Raw genomic sequence first — 15,608 nt, 5'->3', positions numbered from 1 at the left:
GCCGCGCTATTCTTCAGACTTTCGGGACATTTGCCGTCCGCATTGATGGCCTTGCGGATTTTCGCGGGGAGCGCCAGCCATGCTTTCTGAAGTTCGGCCAGCCCTTTTTCCGTGACCATTTGCAGGCTGTCGCGGGCGCGCTGCGCTTCTGCATCCACCTGGCTGCCGCCGTCGATCCATTCGCGGATAGCCGCGCCGTGTTCATAGCCCAGGAAGCCTTTGTGCCAGCCGACCGTGCCCACGATGGCTTCCAGATCAGGATGGCTTTTCAGCACTTCGCGCTGCTTGCCGCCGTCGTGCATCATGATGGAAACCGTCAGTTCGAACGGGAAGTTCTTTTCGCAAATCGGCTGGATGCCTTGCGGCACGTATTCCGTTTTCCCGTTGACGCGCTCCATCTTCGTTTTCTCGCGAGCACGCATGCAGGCGATGATGTGCATGGGCGACGAAAGCAGGGCGTTCATGAACCGCTTATGTTCGGCCTTCGCGTCGTTCCACTTCGAAATCTTCAGGTTCGAACCGGGCGGGTTCGCGATTTCTTCGCATCCGCCCGTGCCTTCCCATTCGTGCGAAATGCTGTCGATAATCAGCACTTCGAACCCGGCATTGGCCGCGCCTTCGATCACGTCGATATATCGCTGCGGCGAGAACGGCGCATATAAATCGTGAATGAAAAACTTTTTCACGTTGCCGTCCGCATCTTTCAGCACGCGGGCGAACAGGCGGCCACGGCGGTTTTCCGTGCAGACGAAGCCGATTTTCGACGTGTCGCCACGGACCAGCCCGTGGCCGAGTTCCAGGCCCGTGCGCGTTTTCCCGCTGCCACTCACGCCAGCCAGGCCGATGACGATGCGCGCGCCTTCGCGTTCCGCCAGTTCAAATTTGATAGCCACTTTTTAGGAGTCCTTATGCTGCAAGCTGTTGTGCGCGGCTGTTCAGATACCAGCCAGGCAATGCCAAATGTTCGATGCGTTCGCTATAGGCGGGATACTGTCCCGATGCCAAGCATTCCGCATATACCGCCAAATCCCTGCTGTACTGCATCCGTCCGAGTTCCACCGCCGCCGCATCGAGCACGTACACGCCGACCGCATATGGCGCTTTCTTTTCGCATGCGATGAACACAAACGCGCGGGGCTTCCTGCCTACTGCCGTCAAGCCATCCCAATAAAACGGATGCTGGACGTGATAGCGATAGTTCGCCACTGACTTCGCAAATTCTTCCGGGCTGGCGTCTTCCGTTGACTTCAGATCGATTAAGTAATCGTCATCGGTCAAGTAGTCCGGCCTGCATCGGCACAGCACGCCAGTAACGGCATCGTGCCAGTACACAGATTGTTCCGCCTTGCCTGGCTTCGAAAGCAGCGCCGCCGCCTTCGGGTGAGCCATCACCGCATCACGCATCGCGTGGAGTTGGTCCCATTCTTCCGCGCTCAACACGGTGCGGTGGCCATTGTTGCGTTCCCATTCGGCCTTCAAATCGCGCCACAGCGTAACGGGCTTACCGTTCGCGCGGAGCGTTTCCGCAAGCTGTTCCGTGCTGCCGCTGACTGATAGGAGTCCTGTACGTTCCTTGTTCAGCGTTTCAATCAAATTCTTTAGTTCCGCGCCCTTCATTTCGTCCAGGTTTTCCGGATTCGCCCAGTTTGCCGCCGCCCGAATTCGTTCAATCTGTTCCTGCTTGCTGCCCGTGGTGGCCAGCTTCGGCTGCCGCGTGGCGTTCAGTGCGGCGACCATGCCCACCAGAACTTCCTTATCGTCCACCGCTTCGGGATAGTCCGACCGCCGCAGGCCCAGGGTGTATTCCTTCGCGAACACGCCAGGTTCCAAAACCAGCGCATGGAAGGCCGTTCCTATGGCCTGCGCTGCCGTTGGCGTTCGTTCTTCGGGCGGGCGATCCAGCGCGGCTTTCATGTGGGCGGGGCTTCGCGCGATCAAATCCAGCAGGGATTTGGAAACGCCAGGGCCGCCATGATATTCCGCGTTTGTCAAGCCATCTTTGATTCCAGGCCGCATTTTGATGTTTCACCAGAATGTGGCGCCCGGTAAAAAATTCTGTGTGAATCGTTTAGCGGATGCCTAATTGTGTGATTTATGTTTCCATAGGTCAACACCCGCAAAACATTTTTTTACAAGTTGCGACTTTACAACGAGCATTCCTGACCTATTCGGTAATTATGACCGAACTTGTGGAAATCGGTCATAATTACTTCAGTTCGTTGTTTAGGGGCAACACGGTGGCGGTTCAGCTTCGCGATTATCAGGAAGTGCTAGTGCAGCGCGCGCGTGATGCGCTGCGCACGCATCGGCGCGTGCTGATCCAATCGGCCACGGGTTCCGGTAAGACGGCGTTAGCCACTTTCATCGCGGACGCCACGCAGCAGCGCGGCGGAACGGTCAATTTCATATGCCACCGCGCGGAACTGGTGGAAGGCACGTCGAAGACGTTTCATAAGTTCGGCGTACATCACGGGTTCGTGGCCAGCGGCATGCCGATGAACGGCAATGCGCTGGTGAATGTGTGCAGCATCGACACATTGAAGACGCGCCTAATGGTCGTGAAAGAACCGAAAGTGGCTATCTGGGATGAATGCCACCACATGGGCGCGAAGGGCTGGCAGCTTGTGCAGGCCGCCTGGCCGAACGCCAAGCATATTGGCCTAAGCGCGACGCCCTGGCGCCTGGACGGCACCGGCCTGGGCGATTTCTTCGATGTGATGGTAATGGGGCCATCTGTCGCCTGGCTGATCGAAAACGGCTTTCTGTCGCAGTACCGCGTTTATGCGCCGCATGCGCCCGATATGAAGGGCGCGAAAAAATCGATGGGCGATTTCGCCAAGGGCGATGCCGAAGCCCGTATGGATAAGCCTAAGCTGACTGGCGACGCCATCGCGCACTGGCGCAGGCACGCGAACGGCATGCGGACGGTGGTTTTTGCCGTGACCATCGCGCACAGCAAACACATCGCGGACCAGTTCAACCTGGCGGGCATCGCGGCGGCGCACCTGGACGGAGGCACGCCGAAGGGCGAGCGGAAAAGAATCATCCAGGACTATGCAGCGGGGCGAATCCTGGTCCTGTGCAATGTGGACCTGTTTGGGGAAGGTTTCGACCTGGCATCCATCGCGGGCTGCGATGTGACGATTGATTGCGTGATGCTGATGCGACCCACGCAAAGCCTTTCCCTGTTCCTGCAAATGGTGGGCCGCGCCCTGCGCCCTGCGCTGGCGAAAATCGCCATCATCCTAGACCACGCGGGCAACACGTCGCGCCACGGCTTCCCTGATGACGAGCGGGAATGGAGCCTGGAAGGCCGCGAGAAAGGCAAGGGCGGGAAGAAACCGGAAGGCCCGCCACCGCCCATTACGTGCGACCACTGTTTCATGCAAATCCGCCGCCCGCTTCCAGAACAATGCCCGTCCTGCGGTAAGCGCCTGTTCGCTGAAGCGCGCTTACCCGATGCCGACGATGGCGAATTGCAGGAAGTCACGGAAGCCGATAAGCGCCGCATCCGCGCCGAACTGAAGCGCGAGGAAGCCGAAGCGAAAGACCTGGGCGCACTTATCGCGCTGGGTTCAAAGCGCGGCTATAAAAACCCGGTCGGCTGGGCGCACAAAAAATTCTCAAATAGCCCGTGGCGTAAGGCTTTGGGTGGGAAACAACAGGCTGCTACATAAACTGCTTGTGTTTGCTTTTGGAAACAGTTAATATAACGAATGGCTAGGGGGATTTCATGATTTTCCACGTGCTGCTGGGCTGTTTACTTGCCGCGCTGGCGTGCTTCGCCCTGGCCATCTTCGAACCGCAAACGCATCGGGGGATGCTAAAAATGTTTAAGAAAGTGGCTTTCGAATGGATTGGCGGCTGCGTGCTGGGGTTGATTCTGTGCAGTGGCCCCATTCTGGATTTCGTGCTTCACCGCTAATATGGCGCGCTTCCATGTCCGATGCAGGCATTGCGAAAAACGGCGGGTTTTACGCAAGCGCCCTGGGGAGTATGAAACCCAGCCCGCCTGCGAATCCTGCGGAACACGCAATTACCGCATCGATGCGTGGATGCAAAAACGGAACACGCGCGCGATGGCCTGCACTTGTTCCGGTTACCACTTTTGGCATCGCCAGGGCAGTTACTACTGTTGGAAGCGTCCAGACGGTTCCGGCAGATACCCAGGCGATGCAGATTTTCGCGACCGATGGGCCGAAGCGGCCTAACACTAGGAGAACTAACGATGGCAACGAAGCAAAAAAGTTACCGTGATTTGCTCGCTGAAGGCACGGCGGCACGCGTCAACGCATACCGCATCAAGCTGGACGAAATTCACGAACAGCCTGGTTTCAACCTGCGCGACGAAAACGCCATCGATGAAAACGGTGAGACTTTCCAGGAAGGCATCGAGCGCCTGGCGTCATACATTGCCAGCGGCGGCATGTATCCGCCCATCGAAGTTCGCATCCGCGACGAAGGCGGGGTGTGGATCGTAGACGGCCACCGCCGCACGCGTGCGGTAAAGCGCGCCGTGGAAATGGGTGCGCCGCTGCAAGACAAGGAAGGCGAAGTGTGGGTGGACGTTATCACCTTCACCGGAAACGATGTGGACCGCTTGACGCGCATCATGACTTCGAACGAGTCGCGCAAGCTGACCGATTTGGAGCGCGCGGAAGGCTATAAGCGCCTGGCTGCCTTCGGCCTGAAGCCCGCCGAAATCGCGGAAAAAATCGGCCGCAGCCGTCCGCACGTGGAACAAATGCTGATTCTGGCGAACGCGAATCACGACGTTCAACAGATGGTCCGTGAAGGCAAGGTGAGCGCCACGGCAGCCATCGAAATTGTCCGCAAGCACGGCGAGAAAGCAGGCGCCGAAATCGCGGGCAAGGTGAAGGCCGCAGGCGGTGGCCGCGTGAAAGAAGGCGACCTGAAGCCCAAAGCGCTGCCGCGCACGGTCGTGGACGAAGTGGAACAGTGCGTTTCGTTCGTTTCCAGTTCGCTGACGAAGGCCCAGCGCGCCGTCCTGGCCCGCGCAGAGAAAGACCCAGCCCAGCACGCTGGCGACAAAATCGAAATCGACGCGGGCACGATGCTGGAAGTGTTGAAGGCCGCCGAACTGATCCGCAACGAGCGCGCCCGCCAGGCCGAAAAGGCCGCAGCGAAAGCCCAGGCAGCCAGCCAGGGCGAACTTAGCGAGGAAAGCGCAGCGTGACTGAGCACGGCATCCAGAACAGCATCCGCAACGAACTGGCAGGCCATTGCCTGCTGTTCCGCGCGAACGTTGGTCGCGGCTGGACTGGTGATATCCACCGCCTGCCCGATGGTTCGATTCTGATTCGCAACCCGCGCCCGTTCGATACGGGCCTTCCGCCTGGGTTCTCCGACCTGTTCGGCGGCGAGTTCGTGACCATCACGCCCGAAATGGTGGGCCAGCAGTTCCTGCGCTTCCTGGCTGGCGAGTGCAAGACGAAAGACGGGCGGGTTTCGAAGCAGCAGCGGGCCTTTCTGGATGCCATCAACCGCCACGGCGGAAAAGCCGATGTGTGGCGCAGCGTAGCAGATGCGAAGCGGACGTTAGGGCTATGAAACGCAATCGCGCGCAGCGACCCGCTGCCGACTTCGGGCCGACGCCCACCAGGCTGGTAAGCGGTAACGTGCAGCGCGATGCGGAATATGTCCTGGCGCTGCCGACGAAGCCACGGCGCCACCATGAACTATGGCGCCTGGGGCATATACACGGGTTCGAACATAAAAGCGCCGTTGAAAAACGGGTTCTGGAAATTTGGGATAGCAAACGAAATGATGCGAGTGAAAATCAAAAAGCTGCATGATGCAGCGGTGGTTCCGAAGCTGGCCAGCGCAGGCGCTGCGTGCTTTGATTTGTGCGCTGTCGATGCCGACAAATTCAAACCGCATCCGACAGACAGGCACGCCGCTATTTTTCGAACCGGCCTGGCGTTCGAAGTTCCGGAAGGCTTCGCGCTGATGGTGTACAGCCGAAGCGGGCATGGGTTTAAAGACGCCATCCGTCTATCGAATTGTGTTGGCATCATCGATAGTGACTATCGGGGAGAACTAATGGTGAGCCTGCGGGCTGACGGCGAGCCGCGCGCGAACTACATTCGAACCGGCGACCGCATCGCCCAGGCCATGATTCTGCCCGTGCCTGCCGTCCAATTCGTCCTGGCTGACGAACTGACGGAAACGGCACGCGGGGCTGGTGGCTTCGGTTCCACGGGGGCGTGATGCAATCCACGCGCGACTACCTTATGGAATTGCTGCGCTGCGGCGACAGCACGGCGGGCGATATGGCCGATGAACAGCGCATGCACCGCAACACGGTGGACTATCACCTGAAGCGCGCCCATAAGGAAGGCCGCGCGCATATCGCTGGCTGGAAGCGCCATTTCGAAATCAAGGGCAAGTGGGCGCCCGTGTTCCGCTTCGGTCCTGGCGAGGATAAGCCAGAACCGAAGCGCACGAAGGCGGACAAATCGAAGGACAGCAAACGCTATTACGCGCGGAATCGCCTGCTGGTGCGGGCACGGCATAACGCGAAGAATGGCAAGCCAGTCAATCCGTATTACCAATTAATGCAGCACTGAAAACCACTTTCATAAGGCGGCCATAATGAATGCGGCGCAATTCTCAAGGGCAAGGCAGCGCATCGAGCGCGAAGCGAAGGACCGCAAGGGCTTTGGCCCGAAGGCGATGCGCAAGCTGATCCGCGAATCGCGTGCCGTGACCGTCATATGGGGCCAGCGCATCGTGGGCTGGCGCATGCGCGATGGTTCGATGGTTTGCAAGAAAGACCGCTATGCGACGCGAGAACAGGCGGTGGCCGTGATGCTGGGCATTCAGGCCGAATATGGGAAGCAGGGCAAGCCGCGCCGTGCCTACCAGTGCGAGTTCTGCGGCGGCCACCATCTAACCAGCAAGATACCCGTAAGCGAGTGAAAAAATGCTTTGTCCGAAATGTGGGATTAAAACGCGAGTGCTGGACAGTCGAGACTATGGCCAGCGGCGCCGCCGCCAGTGCATGAACAGCGCCTGCGGCCATCGATTTGCCACCACTGAAATTGTGGTTTCTGAGAAGGCGGAAGGGAAAGCCCATTACGTCTGCGCCGTCAAACGCGATCCGCCGCCGCCAGCGAGCGCGCCAGAACCAGACAAAAGTGCGACTGTTCCGACCAAACAGAAAACCACTTTCCCCGCGTTTTCGTTCGCACTTACAATGCCACCTGGCGCAGCCGTCAGACTAAACAGGTAAAAACTGTTTCCTTTTGCAAACACTAGCTGTTAGAATTGCGGCTAGTGTTTTTCCTATTTGGCCACTATAAAAATGATCCGCAAAGATAGCGCAAGACCAGTTCCACCAAAACACGAACGCACTGTTCGGCTTCTGGAAATCATGCGGACGCGCCGACTTAAAAGCCCTGATGTGGCCAAGATGCTGGACCGTTCCAGCCAAACAATCCGCATGTGGCGCTGCGAATCTAAAATAATCCCTGACCACGCGCTAACAGCTTTGGAAGTAGCGGTGGCCGAACTTGACAAGCGACGCGCTGACGAAGCGAAAAAACGCGCATGATTGATTTCCGAAAAGTTAATGCGGCGCTGAGTGCGGAGCTTGTTGTTCCGGACTGGCTGCCAAACGGAACCAGGCGTGGCGCTGAGTGGGTAACGACGAACCCAACGCGCAACGACAAGAACGCGGGTTCATTTAGCGTGAAACTCACCACGGGCCAGTGGTGCGATTTCGTGACTAAGGAAAGCGGCGGCGACCTGGTGGGCCTTTACGCATACATCAAGGGACTAACGCAAGTCGAAGCAGCCCGCGCGCTGATCCAGCAGCACGCCATAACGGACTACCAGCAAGGCACTGGACAGCAGCCCGCCGAACAGGCGCAAAGCAAAAACGTGCTGCCGATTGACGAGAACAAACCGCAGCCCGTTTTCCCCGTTCCTGACGATGCACCACCGCTTGAGAACTTCAAGCACTGGAAATTTGGCGAAGCGTCCCGCGTGTGGCAATACTTCACGAAGGAAGGGAAGCTGCTGTGCCATATCGCGCGCTATGACGTGCAGCCGCGCAAGCAGATTGTTCCCTGGTCCTGGGCGTTCGATCCGAAGCAGAAGAAACATCGCTGGGCCAATGTCGGCTTTTCTGGTTCGAAGCCGCGTCCGCTTTATGGCCTGCAAAAGCTGAACGATTTTCCAGATCACGACATTCTGATTGTGGAAGGCGAAAAGGCCGCCGATGCCGCCCAAGAAATCATGGGCGATTCGTGCCTGGTGCTGTCCTGGATGGGCGGCACGGCTGCCGCCGATAAAGTGAAGCTGGACGCGCTGAAGGGCCGCCGCCGCGTGTTCCTGTGGCCTGACTTCGATTCGCAGCGCGAGAAAACCGCCGAAGGCGAAGGCCCGCTGCTGCCGATCCACAAGCAGCCTGGCGCCGCCGCCATGCTCGCCATTTCCGCACGCCTGCGCGGCCTGGTAGACGATGCGGGCATTCGCGTGGTGAATTACCGCCTGGGCGAAAAACAGGATGGCTGGGATTTGGCGGATGGCCAGGCCGAAGGCATCACGCGGAATGAAGTGCTGGAAATGCTTGCGCAGCGCTCGCAAGACCCGCGCGCCTTCGCGATGGGCGAAGCGCCTGCGCAGGACGAAGGCCAGGAGGATGGCAGCCAGGAAAGTGATGCCGTTCCGCTGAACGTGGCGGTTAATCCGTTCGGCTTCCCTGACCGTGGCGAGAAGGGGCCGCAGGATACCATCGAGAACATGGCCTATATGCTGAGTGAATACGGCATTCAGGCACGATACAACGTGATTGCGAAGGATATCGAAATATCGATTCCTGGCAAGCGGTTCAGTCAAGACAACCACACGGAAAACTGCTTTTCTACTATCGAAAGCCTGTGCGCCCGTAACAGCATGTCACGCGCGAACGTGCGCGGCTATATCATCGCCCTGGCTGACGATAACTCATACAACCCGGCAGCCGAATGGATCGATTCGAAGCCCTGGGATGGCGTGGACCGCATCACGGCGCTGGCCGCGAGCACGGACGCGCGCCATCCTGAACTGGCGCTGTCGCTGCTGCGCAAATGGATGGTGGGCGCGGTGGCCTGCGTGTATGAACACGAAGGGTTTGCGATGCAGGGCGCCATCGTGCTGCAAGGCGCGCAAGGGCTGGGCAAGACCACGTGGATTATGAGCCTTGCTAACGATAACCGCGCGCTGATTAAGGAAGGCGCGGAAATCAACACGGACAAACAGGACACCATCAAACAGGCCGTTTCTTACTGGCTGGTGGAACTTGGCGAACTGGAAGCCACTTTCTCGAAATCGGATATCGGCACGCTGCGGAACTTCATCACGCGCAAGGTGGACGAAATGCGCCTTCCGTATGCCAAGGCCGCCAGCAAGTTCCCACGGCGCACAGCGTTCGCGGCGAGCGTGAATGACAAGGCGTATCTGCGCGACGAACAGGGAAACCGCCGATACTGGACGATTGAATGCGGCGATGGCTTCCAGGCGTTCCACGGCGTCGATATGCAGCAAGCCTGGGCGCAGGCGAAGCAGCTTTACCTGGCGGGCGAACAGCACTCGCTGACGCGCGAGGAAAACGCGGCGCTGGCGGAACACAATCTGGCCTTTACGGAACAGAACCCGATTGATGAACTGATCGGCGGCCATTTCGATTGGGCGGCGCCTGGCCAGTATCGCCACACGGCCACGGAAGTGGCGGTGATGATTGGTTATACGAAACCCACGCAGAAGGAAACGAAGGCGGCGGCGGCATCGCTGCGCAAGTACACGGGGAAAGACCCCTACAAGTACGGCGGGCGCCTTGTGTTTGAAGTGCCACCGACCAGTCACAAATCGACACAAAATTACAACGATAACGACGACCGCCCGATTTGATTTTCGCTTATACTCGCAGACAAGAGCCAGCGTTTTGGCTTTTGTCAACGTGTGGGTTTAAGAAAATTATATCAGGGGTAGCCATGAAATCGGTAAACGTTACAAAAACGCAACCACCTGCGCTTACTGGTTTCGGGGCGCCTGTCGAAGACGTGCGCGAAGCGGAACTGCGCGGAATGCAGCGGATGCTGTCGCTGGTGGCAAACAGCGATAGAAAGGACTTTCCGACTATCATCGGACGGATGCGCCGCGTCTTGGAAGCCGCTCAGGAAGAAGTGGCGCACTGACGCGAAGGATTTACGGGGATTGGAAAGCCACCGCAGGGTGGCTTTTTTTATGCGCGGAGGGGTTCACATGCCATTACTCGGGCTTTCCGAAATCGAGCGCCTTTACGTTACCAGGGCGAACACAGCGCCAAGCGGCGCGATCACTCCGAAGGGCAGCCACCAGATTAGCGTTTGCGAACGCCTGGTGGAAAAGGGTGAATTTGTGAGGCTTGCTGACGGCGCGTACACCACGCCATCTGTGGCGCAGGAGCTTGGTTTGCGTTCAGCAGACAAATAATGCTTGTGTTTGCTTTTGGAAATGGTCAATAATTCGGCCTGTAGCAATTCACTACGGGGTGAGTGATGGAAATAATTATCGTGCTTCTGCTGTTCTTTCTGATGCTGGCCGTCTTCTTCGGTGCCGTGTGGTTCCTGGTTATGTCCGTGGGCCTGCTGCGCGCCGCTAACCAGCTTGAACGCCAGGTTAAGGCTTCGCGGGGTGGGCGATGACTTTTGCTTGTGTGGGCGCTGGCATCGCGCTGCTGGCGGTGGTGGGTCTGATCCGCAACACGGCAAACGATTGGAGGGAAGCGTGACAACAGCGGCATTTGATAGCCACGCGCACTATAAGCGCATGACAGACGGCGGCATACCGCCCGACCAGGCGGAAGCCACGCTGGCCGTCATCCAGGACGCCATCGCATCGCAGGACGCGCGCCTAGCCACGAAATCGGACGTGGACCTGGCGAAAGAATCGATGCTGCGCGCAGTGTCGGACCTGAAGGCGCATATCGTCTGGTACATGCTCGCGTTCAGTTTGGGCCAGGTGGCGCTTATCGTCGGGCTGGTGAAGGCGTTCGGGAGGGTGGGCGCGTGAGTGCAGAAACGTATCCGTGGACGCTGGTTTGCAGGACGTGCGGCGGGCCAGCCATCCACATGAAGCGCATTCCGCTGCCGTGCGATCCGGTAAGCCCGGTAATCGCTGAACACATCGACGGAAGGCCAGTGCAGCCCAGCGATCCGATGGTTTGCGATTCGTGCGGCCATTCTCTTCATGAGTACGGGCCTGGCGGTTTCGCCTGGATGACGAACCCAGCGCACTGGCGAAGGCGGGAAGCCTGAAAGCCACTATCGAGTAAGCCACCTTCGTGTGGCTTTTTTTGCGTTTAAACGCAGTTAGTGCTTGTGTTTGCTTTTGGAGACACTTATAGTTACTCCATCGACAACGCAACGGGGTAACGAAATGGAATTCATCAAGGGCGCACGTTACAAAGTTATCGGCACTTCGGACTATCCGGTCTGCGACTGCTGCGGCAAAACGAACCTGACGCGCGCTATTCGCCTGGCCAGTGACCACGGCGATGATTTCAATGTGGGCGTTATCTGCGCTTCGAAGCTGCTGCGCCAGAACTACATGGGCAAGACCTACCCGGCATCGTCGGCGGCCATCATTTCGATGGGCAAGCACGCAAAGCAGGGCGAAACGATTTACCTTACCGCGAAGTAATCACCGCGCCCGCTTCGGCGGGCATCGGTAGGGCAGACCGTTCGTTGCGTTTTTAAACGCATCTAACCGTCTGCCGTTCTCACATCCACGAATAGGAGTGCTAAGAGTGCAGCAGGAAATCATTTCGCGGGCAGATTCGATTGCGCGGGGGTTGAAACGGTATTTCACGGGGAAGCCGTGTAAGCGCGGGCATGTTTCGGAAAGAAACGTGGCCGCGCTTACATGCATTCAATGCTCAAACGAAAAAAGCGCCGCACGCTACCAATCGGACCCGGACCGCTTCCGATCTGAAGCGCGCGAAAGGATGGCAAAGAAAAGACCGGAGCCGATCAAACGGGCTAAAGCTGCTGTGCCAGCAGAACAGTTATGCATTTTGTTGCATGTATTGGACCGTAGAACGGCACTTGATCGCGGGCTTAGGCATTACTTCACTGGCTGCCAATGCGTGAATGGCCATCTTTGCGAACGAATCACTTCTGATCGACAGTGCATCCAGTGCAAAAGGGCGAGGACGCGGAAATGGGTGGTCGATAACCGAGAGTCCGTGAATGCTAGGCAGAGGGATAAACAATTGAGTCGATACAGAAGCAGAAGCGCAGAGGAAAAGAAGGCAGACCGCGCGAAACGAAGGACATGGATTTCCTCCTACATGGCGCAATACATGCGCGACAACAAAGAAAGGTACGTTCATTACGCTACAAGGAGACGCGCAGCAAAGCTCAGGGCCATCCCGGCCTGGTATGGCGAGTTAGACGAATTCGTGATGGAAGAGGCCGCGCTGCTTTGTAGGATTAGACGCGAGCTAACAGGGGTAATCTGGCATGTAGACCATATGATCCCGCTGCGGGCGAAGGATGCGTGCGGGCTGCACTGGTCGGCAAACGTACAATTGTTGCCTGGCGCCATAAATGCGAGCAAGTCTAACCGAATGATACTGACTGAGCCGCGCGAATGGATACTCCATCTATAGACGCCATGCCTGGATGCCACCACGAAAGCCGCTTTCAGTTCGAAGCGGCTTTTTTAATAAAGTGCTTGTGTTTGCAAAAGGAAACACTTTATAATCGAGCCATCGATAACGAACAAGCGAGGCAGACCATGAAGACCCTTCACGCAGTCATCCACAACGGAGCCCACGTCGCAAACCAATTGGCTGGCACGGAAGAACGCGCTGGTTTCCTGGCATGCAAAAAACTTGGCCTTACGTACAGCCGTGAAAATACGCGCGCCGTGAATTACTCAGCTTGCGCGGATTGGAAACGCGCCATTGATGTGGCGTGCATGGAAACGGTGCGCGGCGAAGACTTCGAGCCGTGCGAGGAAACCCCGCTGGCTGATTTATTGATCCGCAAGAACTGAACGAACGAAGCCCGCCGCGTGCGGGCTTAAGCACTGAAATGGTAGGACTACTTAAAACGCTATCGGGGGATAGATGAAAACACTAACGAAGGCCAGTTTGATCGCGGACACGAAAACCATTATCGAGCGGAGCCAGGCCGCGCTGGCGTCGCTGGGCGATGTGGGCCGTGAATCGCATGTGGTCGCGATGGGCGGCATGTTCATGGCGTACAGCGTGGACGGCACGGGGCGCTATATCGACCCGCGCCCGGTGGCCGTGGCGAACGCCACGCGCATGCCTCAGGCCGTGGCCATCGGCATGGCTAACTGCACGAAAAACGGCGCAGGCCAGCGTGGTGAAGCCCTGCACGTGCGCGATGCGATGCGGAGGAACCTGGACAACCTGCTGGGCGTGCTGGCGGATTTGCGGGGCGTTTGACATAAACGTTTTAATCGAAGTTTGTTTGGCAGCCAGGCAGGTGCTTGGCTGAATTCATCGGGGGATGATATGCAGGTGTTTAAACGAAGTTCGGCTGGACGTATCGGCAAACCGCAGCCCGTGGCCGTGGTTATCATGGGCGTTTCGTCGTTCGATGGGTCCGTTATGATCCAGGCGGGCAATACCATGATGCGCGTGGAGCGCGGCGAGATTCAGCGGATTGCGGGCGCGGCTGGGATGGTGGACAGCTACACGATTTTGACGAACCTTCGCAGCCTGGCTGCGAGTTTGGCGGGGTGATTAAGATGACGGAAGAACAGAAAACCGCAGTGGAAGGCGCGCTGCGCGAACTGCACACGGCGCTGTGTGGCGTGCGCCAGGTGGGCGATATCGACGGCCACGGCGTTATCCGCCGCGAATCGGTCCTGGACCTGGTGAGCCAGCGGATTTTCAGCGTGACGAATGCGCAGGCGTCGGCAGACACAGAGTACGCGCTACGCGAGAGAATCAGATATCTGGAAAAGCGCATCAACGATTACCAGTCCCCAGCGTGCGCCCCGGCCATCGCCGACACAGCGAAGCCGTCGCTGAAGGATCACGCGCGCCGCTTCGTTACCGACTTCTCGCGCGATGTGGGTTTCGTGATGAGCGACGCGCAACAAGAGATCATGCTCAACCTATTCCTGAAGCACGCTGCAAGTGCGCAAGGCATCGCCGACACAGCGGGGGCGAAGCCGGTGGCGGTCATAACAGAATCTCACTTCGTGAGCGGGGGCATTGCCGTCAAGCTCTTGAAGCAAGACCTTCCTGTCGGAACAGAACTCTACGCTTCCGGTGCTATCGACGCAGCGGGGGCGAGTTCGGATGATGTGCTGGTGGACGAAAACGAACAGTTCGAAGCCGCGTACATAGAAGCGAACGGGTTTCTGTCATTCGATAACAAGCAGAACGTGGCCTGGCAGATTTGGCAGGCTGCGCGCAAGGCTGGCAAATGAGCCGCCAGCGCCTTGAACAATTCGCAGCGGTGGCCGCCCTGCTTTGCCTGGCTGCCGCGATTTCGTGGGTTCAATACAGATGATCTAGCCACCCACTACCACCCTCACATACACAGCCACCCATTGGGTGGCTTTTTTGTTGCTTGAAAACAACGCTAGAACATTGGGCATGCCCATATTGCGCTACCCGTATGGGAGCCAACGGGAAGAAACAAACCGCGAAAAACAGGTTCCTTTAGTGCCATTGCTTCCCATATGTGTATCCGCTATTATCTACATACCCTCTGATACTCAACGTTCTAGGGCGGATTGTTCATCAACAAATCACGTACACAACACATGCGCACAATCGAAGACCTGATTATTGAAGCCAACAGCCTGCTATATCGCGATGACGTGATGGTGGGCGCCGTTACGGCGGATGGCATCCTGGCTGCCTTGGCCATTCTGGAAGCCGCCAAGCGCGCACCGCAGCCCACCGCGCGCCGTTCGCGTGAGCCATACCAGCCCGTCAATCCTGATCGCGTCCTGGAGCATTTCACGACCGAAGGCAGCCAGGTGGAGCTAACCACGGCGCCAGAGGCTTACGCGGCCATCTACGGGCGCGACGCCAACACCGCCGAACTGCGCACGATGGCGGCGGCGCTGCGGGCTGCTGGCTGGGTTGCTTACCGCTCCAATGGCCGCACCATGTTCCGGCGCCGCAACCCCGCCACGGACGGTTACCTGGGCCTGGAAAACAGCGCGGAAATCTACAACCGCGTGCGGGCGTGGGCGGCGGACCAGGAAAAAGTCTTCGCCACCGCATCCGAAGTGTTCCGCCACATTTTCGAGCGCGAACCCAGCGGGACCGAGGCGCGCGCGGTGGGCACGGTGCTGCGTGAAGCGGGGTTCGTTTCGAAGAAATACGGCGGGCGATTGATTTTCACGGTTCGCTGATTTGGGTAGGGTTTGGAACGACTTGGCAGCACTAAAAAACGACGCTCCCCAACTCCAAACCCTTATCCTATATAGGTTCTCTACTACTCTGGAAGGATGTGGAGGATTAATAGGAAAGTAGATAGAAAATAGGATGACTAGGGTATAAGTAGATTATCGATAATAACCACTATATCCACTAAAACAAAAGTCTAGGTTTGGCGCTCCCC

Annotated in this window: 22 protein-coding genes; 20 read left to right on the top strand and 2 right to left on the bottom strand. The window is 57.9% G+C overall.

What is annotated here, in order from left to right; genetic code table 11:
* Nucleotides 1-893, bottom strand: an 893-nt coding sequence (locus AWB77_RS33275; protein WP_061138706.1) for an AAA family ATPase, incomplete at its 3' end; no start/stop codon positions are given.
* A 13-nt stretch (nt 894-906) separates the two neighbouring features.
* Nucleotides 907-1,914, bottom strand: a complete 1,008-nt coding sequence (locus AWB77_RS33270; protein WP_061138705.1) for a PD-(D/E)XK nuclease-like domain-containing protein — start codon at nt 1,912-1,914, stop codon at nt 907-909.
* Nucleotides 1,915-2,087: 173 nt separating this feature from the next.
* Between AWB77_RS33270 and AWB77_RS33265 the strand changes: the two genes are divergently transcribed.
* The 20 genes from AWB77_RS33265 (at nt 2,088) to AWB77_RS33185 (ending at nt 15,399) form a co-directional block, all read left to right on the top strand.
* A complete protein-coding gene (locus tag AWB77_RS33265; RefSeq protein ID WP_167354200.1) occupies nt 2,088-3,677 on the top strand; it encodes a DEAD/DEAH box helicase in 1,590 nt (529 codons plus the stop codon).
* A 56-nt stretch (nt 3,678-3,733) separates the two neighbouring features.
* Nucleotides 3,734-3,925 (top strand): hypothetical protein, encoded by a 192-nt coding sequence (locus tag AWB77_RS33260; protein WP_061138703.1) that lies wholly within the window; start codon nt 3,734-3,736, stop codon nt 3,923-3,925.
* Between the two features lie 303 nt (nt 3,926-4,228).
* On the top strand, nt 4,229-5,197 hold the full coding sequence (locus AWB77_RS33255) for a ParB/RepB/Spo0J family partition protein (RefSeq protein WP_061138702.1): 969 nt from the start codon (nt 4,229-4,231) through the stop codon (nt 5,195-5,197).
* Nucleotides 5,194-5,571 (top strand): VRR-NUC domain-containing protein, encoded by a 378-nt coding sequence (locus AWB77_RS33250; RefSeq protein WP_061138701.1) that lies wholly within the window; start codon nt 5,194-5,196, stop codon nt 5,569-5,571. The genes AWB77_RS33255 and AWB77_RS33250 overlap by 4 nt, the downstream gene beginning before the upstream one ends.
* A 123-nt stretch (nt 5,572-5,694) precedes the next feature.
* The gene (gene dut, locus AWB77_RS33245) at nt 5,695-6,231 is read left to right on the top strand and encodes a dUTP diphosphatase (RefSeq protein ID WP_244158737.1); all 537 of its coding nucleotides are present in this window, start codon (nt 5,695-5,697) and stop codon (nt 6,229-6,231) included.
* A complete protein-coding gene (locus tag AWB77_RS33240; RefSeq protein ID WP_157694973.1) occupies nt 6,231-6,590 on the top strand; it encodes a hypothetical protein in 360 nt (119 codons plus the stop codon). Before dut ends, AWB77_RS33240 begins: the two co-directional genes overlap by 1 nt.
* A 25-nt stretch (nt 6,591-6,615) precedes the next feature.
* A complete protein-coding gene (locus tag AWB77_RS33235; RefSeq protein WP_061138699.1) occupies nt 6,616-6,942 on the top strand; it encodes a hypothetical protein in 327 nt (108 codons plus the stop codon).
* Between the two features lie 4 nt (nt 6,943-6,946).
* The gene (locus AWB77_RS37580; RefSeq protein ID WP_445343888.1) at nt 6,947-7,255 is read left to right on the top strand and encodes an NrdR family transcriptional regulator; all 309 of its coding nucleotides are present in this window, start codon (nt 6,947-6,949) and stop codon (nt 7,253-7,255) included.
* A 72-nt stretch (nt 7,256-7,327) separates the two neighbouring features.
* A complete protein-coding gene (locus AWB77_RS36555) occupies nt 7,328-7,576 on the top strand; it encodes a hypothetical protein (RefSeq protein WP_167354199.1) in 249 nt (82 codons plus the stop codon).
* On the top strand, nt 7,573-9,915 hold the full coding sequence (locus AWB77_RS33230; protein ID WP_082852807.1) for a VapE domain-containing protein: 2,343 nt from the start codon (nt 7,573-7,575) through the stop codon (nt 9,913-9,915). The genes AWB77_RS36555 and AWB77_RS33230 overlap by 4 nt, the downstream gene beginning before the upstream one ends.
* 83 nt (nt 9,916-9,998) lie before the next feature.
* Nucleotides 9,999-10,202 carry a hypothetical protein gene (locus AWB77_RS36260; protein ID WP_157694972.1) on the top strand — a complete coding sequence of 68 codons (204 nt, stop codon included), beginning with the start codon at nt 9,999-10,001 and terminating at the stop codon, nt 10,200-10,202.
* 67 nt (nt 10,203-10,269) lie between these two features.
* A complete protein-coding gene (locus AWB77_RS33225; protein WP_061138697.1) occupies nt 10,270-10,479 on the top strand; it encodes a hypothetical protein in 210 nt (69 codons plus the stop codon).
* Between the two features lie 65 nt (nt 10,480-10,544).
* Entirely contained in the window at nt 10,545-10,691 is a 147-nt protein-coding gene (locus tag AWB77_RS36255) for a hypothetical protein (protein WP_157694971.1), read from the top strand.
* A gap of 82 nt (nt 10,692-10,773) precedes the next feature.
* Entirely contained in the window at nt 10,774-11,058 is a 285-nt protein-coding gene (locus AWB77_RS33220) for a CCDC90 family protein (protein ID WP_157694970.1), read from the top strand.
* Between the two features lie 366 nt (nt 11,059-11,424).
* Nucleotides 11,425-11,688 (top strand): hypothetical protein, encoded by a 264-nt coding sequence (locus AWB77_RS33215; RefSeq protein ID WP_061138695.1) that lies wholly within the window; start codon nt 11,425-11,427, stop codon nt 11,686-11,688.
* Between the two features lie 951 nt (nt 11,689-12,639).
* A complete protein-coding gene (locus tag AWB77_RS36250) occupies nt 12,640-13,047 on the top strand; it encodes a hypothetical protein (RefSeq protein WP_157694969.1) in 408 nt (135 codons plus the stop codon).
* Nucleotides 13,048-13,120: 73 nt separating this feature from the next.
* Complete coding sequence (locus AWB77_RS33200) at nt 13,121-13,465, top strand: hypothetical protein (RefSeq protein WP_061138692.1); 345 nt, start codon at nt 13,121-13,123, stop codon at nt 13,463-13,465.
* 69 nt (nt 13,466-13,534) lie between these two features.
* Entirely contained in the window at nt 13,535-13,765 is a 231-nt protein-coding gene (locus tag AWB77_RS33195; protein WP_061138691.1) for a hypothetical protein, read from the top strand.
* A 5-nt stretch (nt 13,766-13,770) separates the two neighbouring features.
* Entirely contained in the window at nt 13,771-14,460 is a 690-nt protein-coding gene (locus AWB77_RS33190) for a hypothetical protein (protein ID WP_061138690.1), read from the top strand.
* Between the two features lie 339 nt (nt 14,461-14,799).
* Nucleotides 14,800-15,399 carry a hypothetical protein gene (locus AWB77_RS33185; protein ID WP_061138689.1) on the top strand — a complete coding sequence of 200 codons (600 nt, stop codon included), beginning with the start codon at nt 14,800-14,802 and terminating at the stop codon, nt 15,397-15,399.
* The last annotated feature ends 209 nt before the right edge of the window (nt 15,400-15,608 follow it).

The sequence above is a fragment of the Caballeronia fortuita genome (genome assembly GCF_001544835.2).
GTDB lineage: Bacteria > Pseudomonadota > Gammaproteobacteria > Burkholderiales > Burkholderiaceae > Caballeronia > Caballeronia fortuita.
This window is presented reverse-complemented; position numbering and strand designations above follow the sequence as displayed.

Bases quoted from the DNA above. Each gene is read 5' to 3' on its own strand.
- AWB77_RS33270 (WP_061138705.1), bottom strand. From the start codon at position 1,914: ATGAAAGCCGCGCTGGATCGCCCGCCCGAAGAACGAACGCCAACGGCA.
- AWB77_RS33260 (WP_061138703.1), top strand. From the start codon at position 3,734: ATGATTTTCCACGTGCTGCTGGGCTGTTTACTTGCCGCGCTGGCGTGC.
- AWB77_RS33255 (WP_061138702.1), top strand. From the start codon at position 4,229: ATGGCAACGAAGCAAAAAAGTTACCGTGATTTGCTCGCTGAAGGCACG.
- dut (WP_244158737.1), top strand. From the start codon at position 5,695: ATGAACTATGGCGCCTGGGGCATATACACGGGTTCGAACATAAAAGCG.
- AWB77_RS33240 (WP_157694973.1), top strand. From the start codon at position 6,231: ATGCAATCCACGCGCGACTACCTTATGGAATTGCTGCGCTGCGGCGAC.
- AWB77_RS33235 (WP_061138699.1), top strand. From the start codon at position 6,616: ATGAATGCGGCGCAATTCTCAAGGGCAAGGCAGCGCATCGAGCGCGAA.
- AWB77_RS37580 (WP_445343888.1), top strand. From the start codon at position 6,947: ATGCTTTGTCCGAAATGTGGGATTAAAACGCGAGTGCTGGACAGTCGA.
- AWB77_RS36555 (WP_167354199.1), top strand. From the start codon at position 7,328: ATGATCCGCAAAGATAGCGCAAGACCAGTTCCACCAAAACACGAACGC.
- AWB77_RS33230 (WP_082852807.1), top strand. From the start codon at position 7,573: ATGATTGATTTCCGAAAAGTTAATGCGGCGCTGAGTGCGGAGCTTGTT.
- AWB77_RS36260 (WP_157694972.1), top strand. From the start codon at position 9,999: ATGAAATCGGTAAACGTTACAAAAACGCAACCACCTGCGCTTACTGGT.
- AWB77_RS33225 (WP_061138697.1), top strand. From the start codon at position 10,270: ATGCCATTACTCGGGCTTTCCGAAATCGAGCGCCTTTACGTTACCAGG.
- AWB77_RS36255 (WP_157694971.1), top strand. From the start codon at position 10,545: ATGGAAATAATTATCGTGCTTCTGCTGTTCTTTCTGATGCTGGCCGTC.
- AWB77_RS33215 (WP_061138695.1), top strand. From the start codon at position 11,425: ATGGAATTCATCAAGGGCGCACGTTACAAAGTTATCGGCACTTCGGAC.
- AWB77_RS36250 (WP_157694969.1), top strand. From the start codon at position 12,640: ATGGATACTCCATCTATAGACGCCATGCCTGGATGCCACCACGAAAGC.
- AWB77_RS33200 (WP_061138692.1), top strand. From the start codon at position 13,121: ATGAAAACACTAACGAAGGCCAGTTTGATCGCGGACACGAAAACCATT.
- AWB77_RS33195 (WP_061138691.1), top strand. From the start codon at position 13,535: ATGCAGGTGTTTAAACGAAGTTCGGCTGGACGTATCGGCAAACCGCAG.
- AWB77_RS33190 (WP_061138690.1), top strand. From the start codon at position 13,771: ATGACGGAAGAACAGAAAACCGCAGTGGAAGGCGCGCTGCGCGAACTG.
- AWB77_RS33185 (WP_061138689.1), top strand. From the start codon at position 14,800: ATGCGCACAATCGAAGACCTGATTATTGAAGCCAACAGCCTGCTATAT.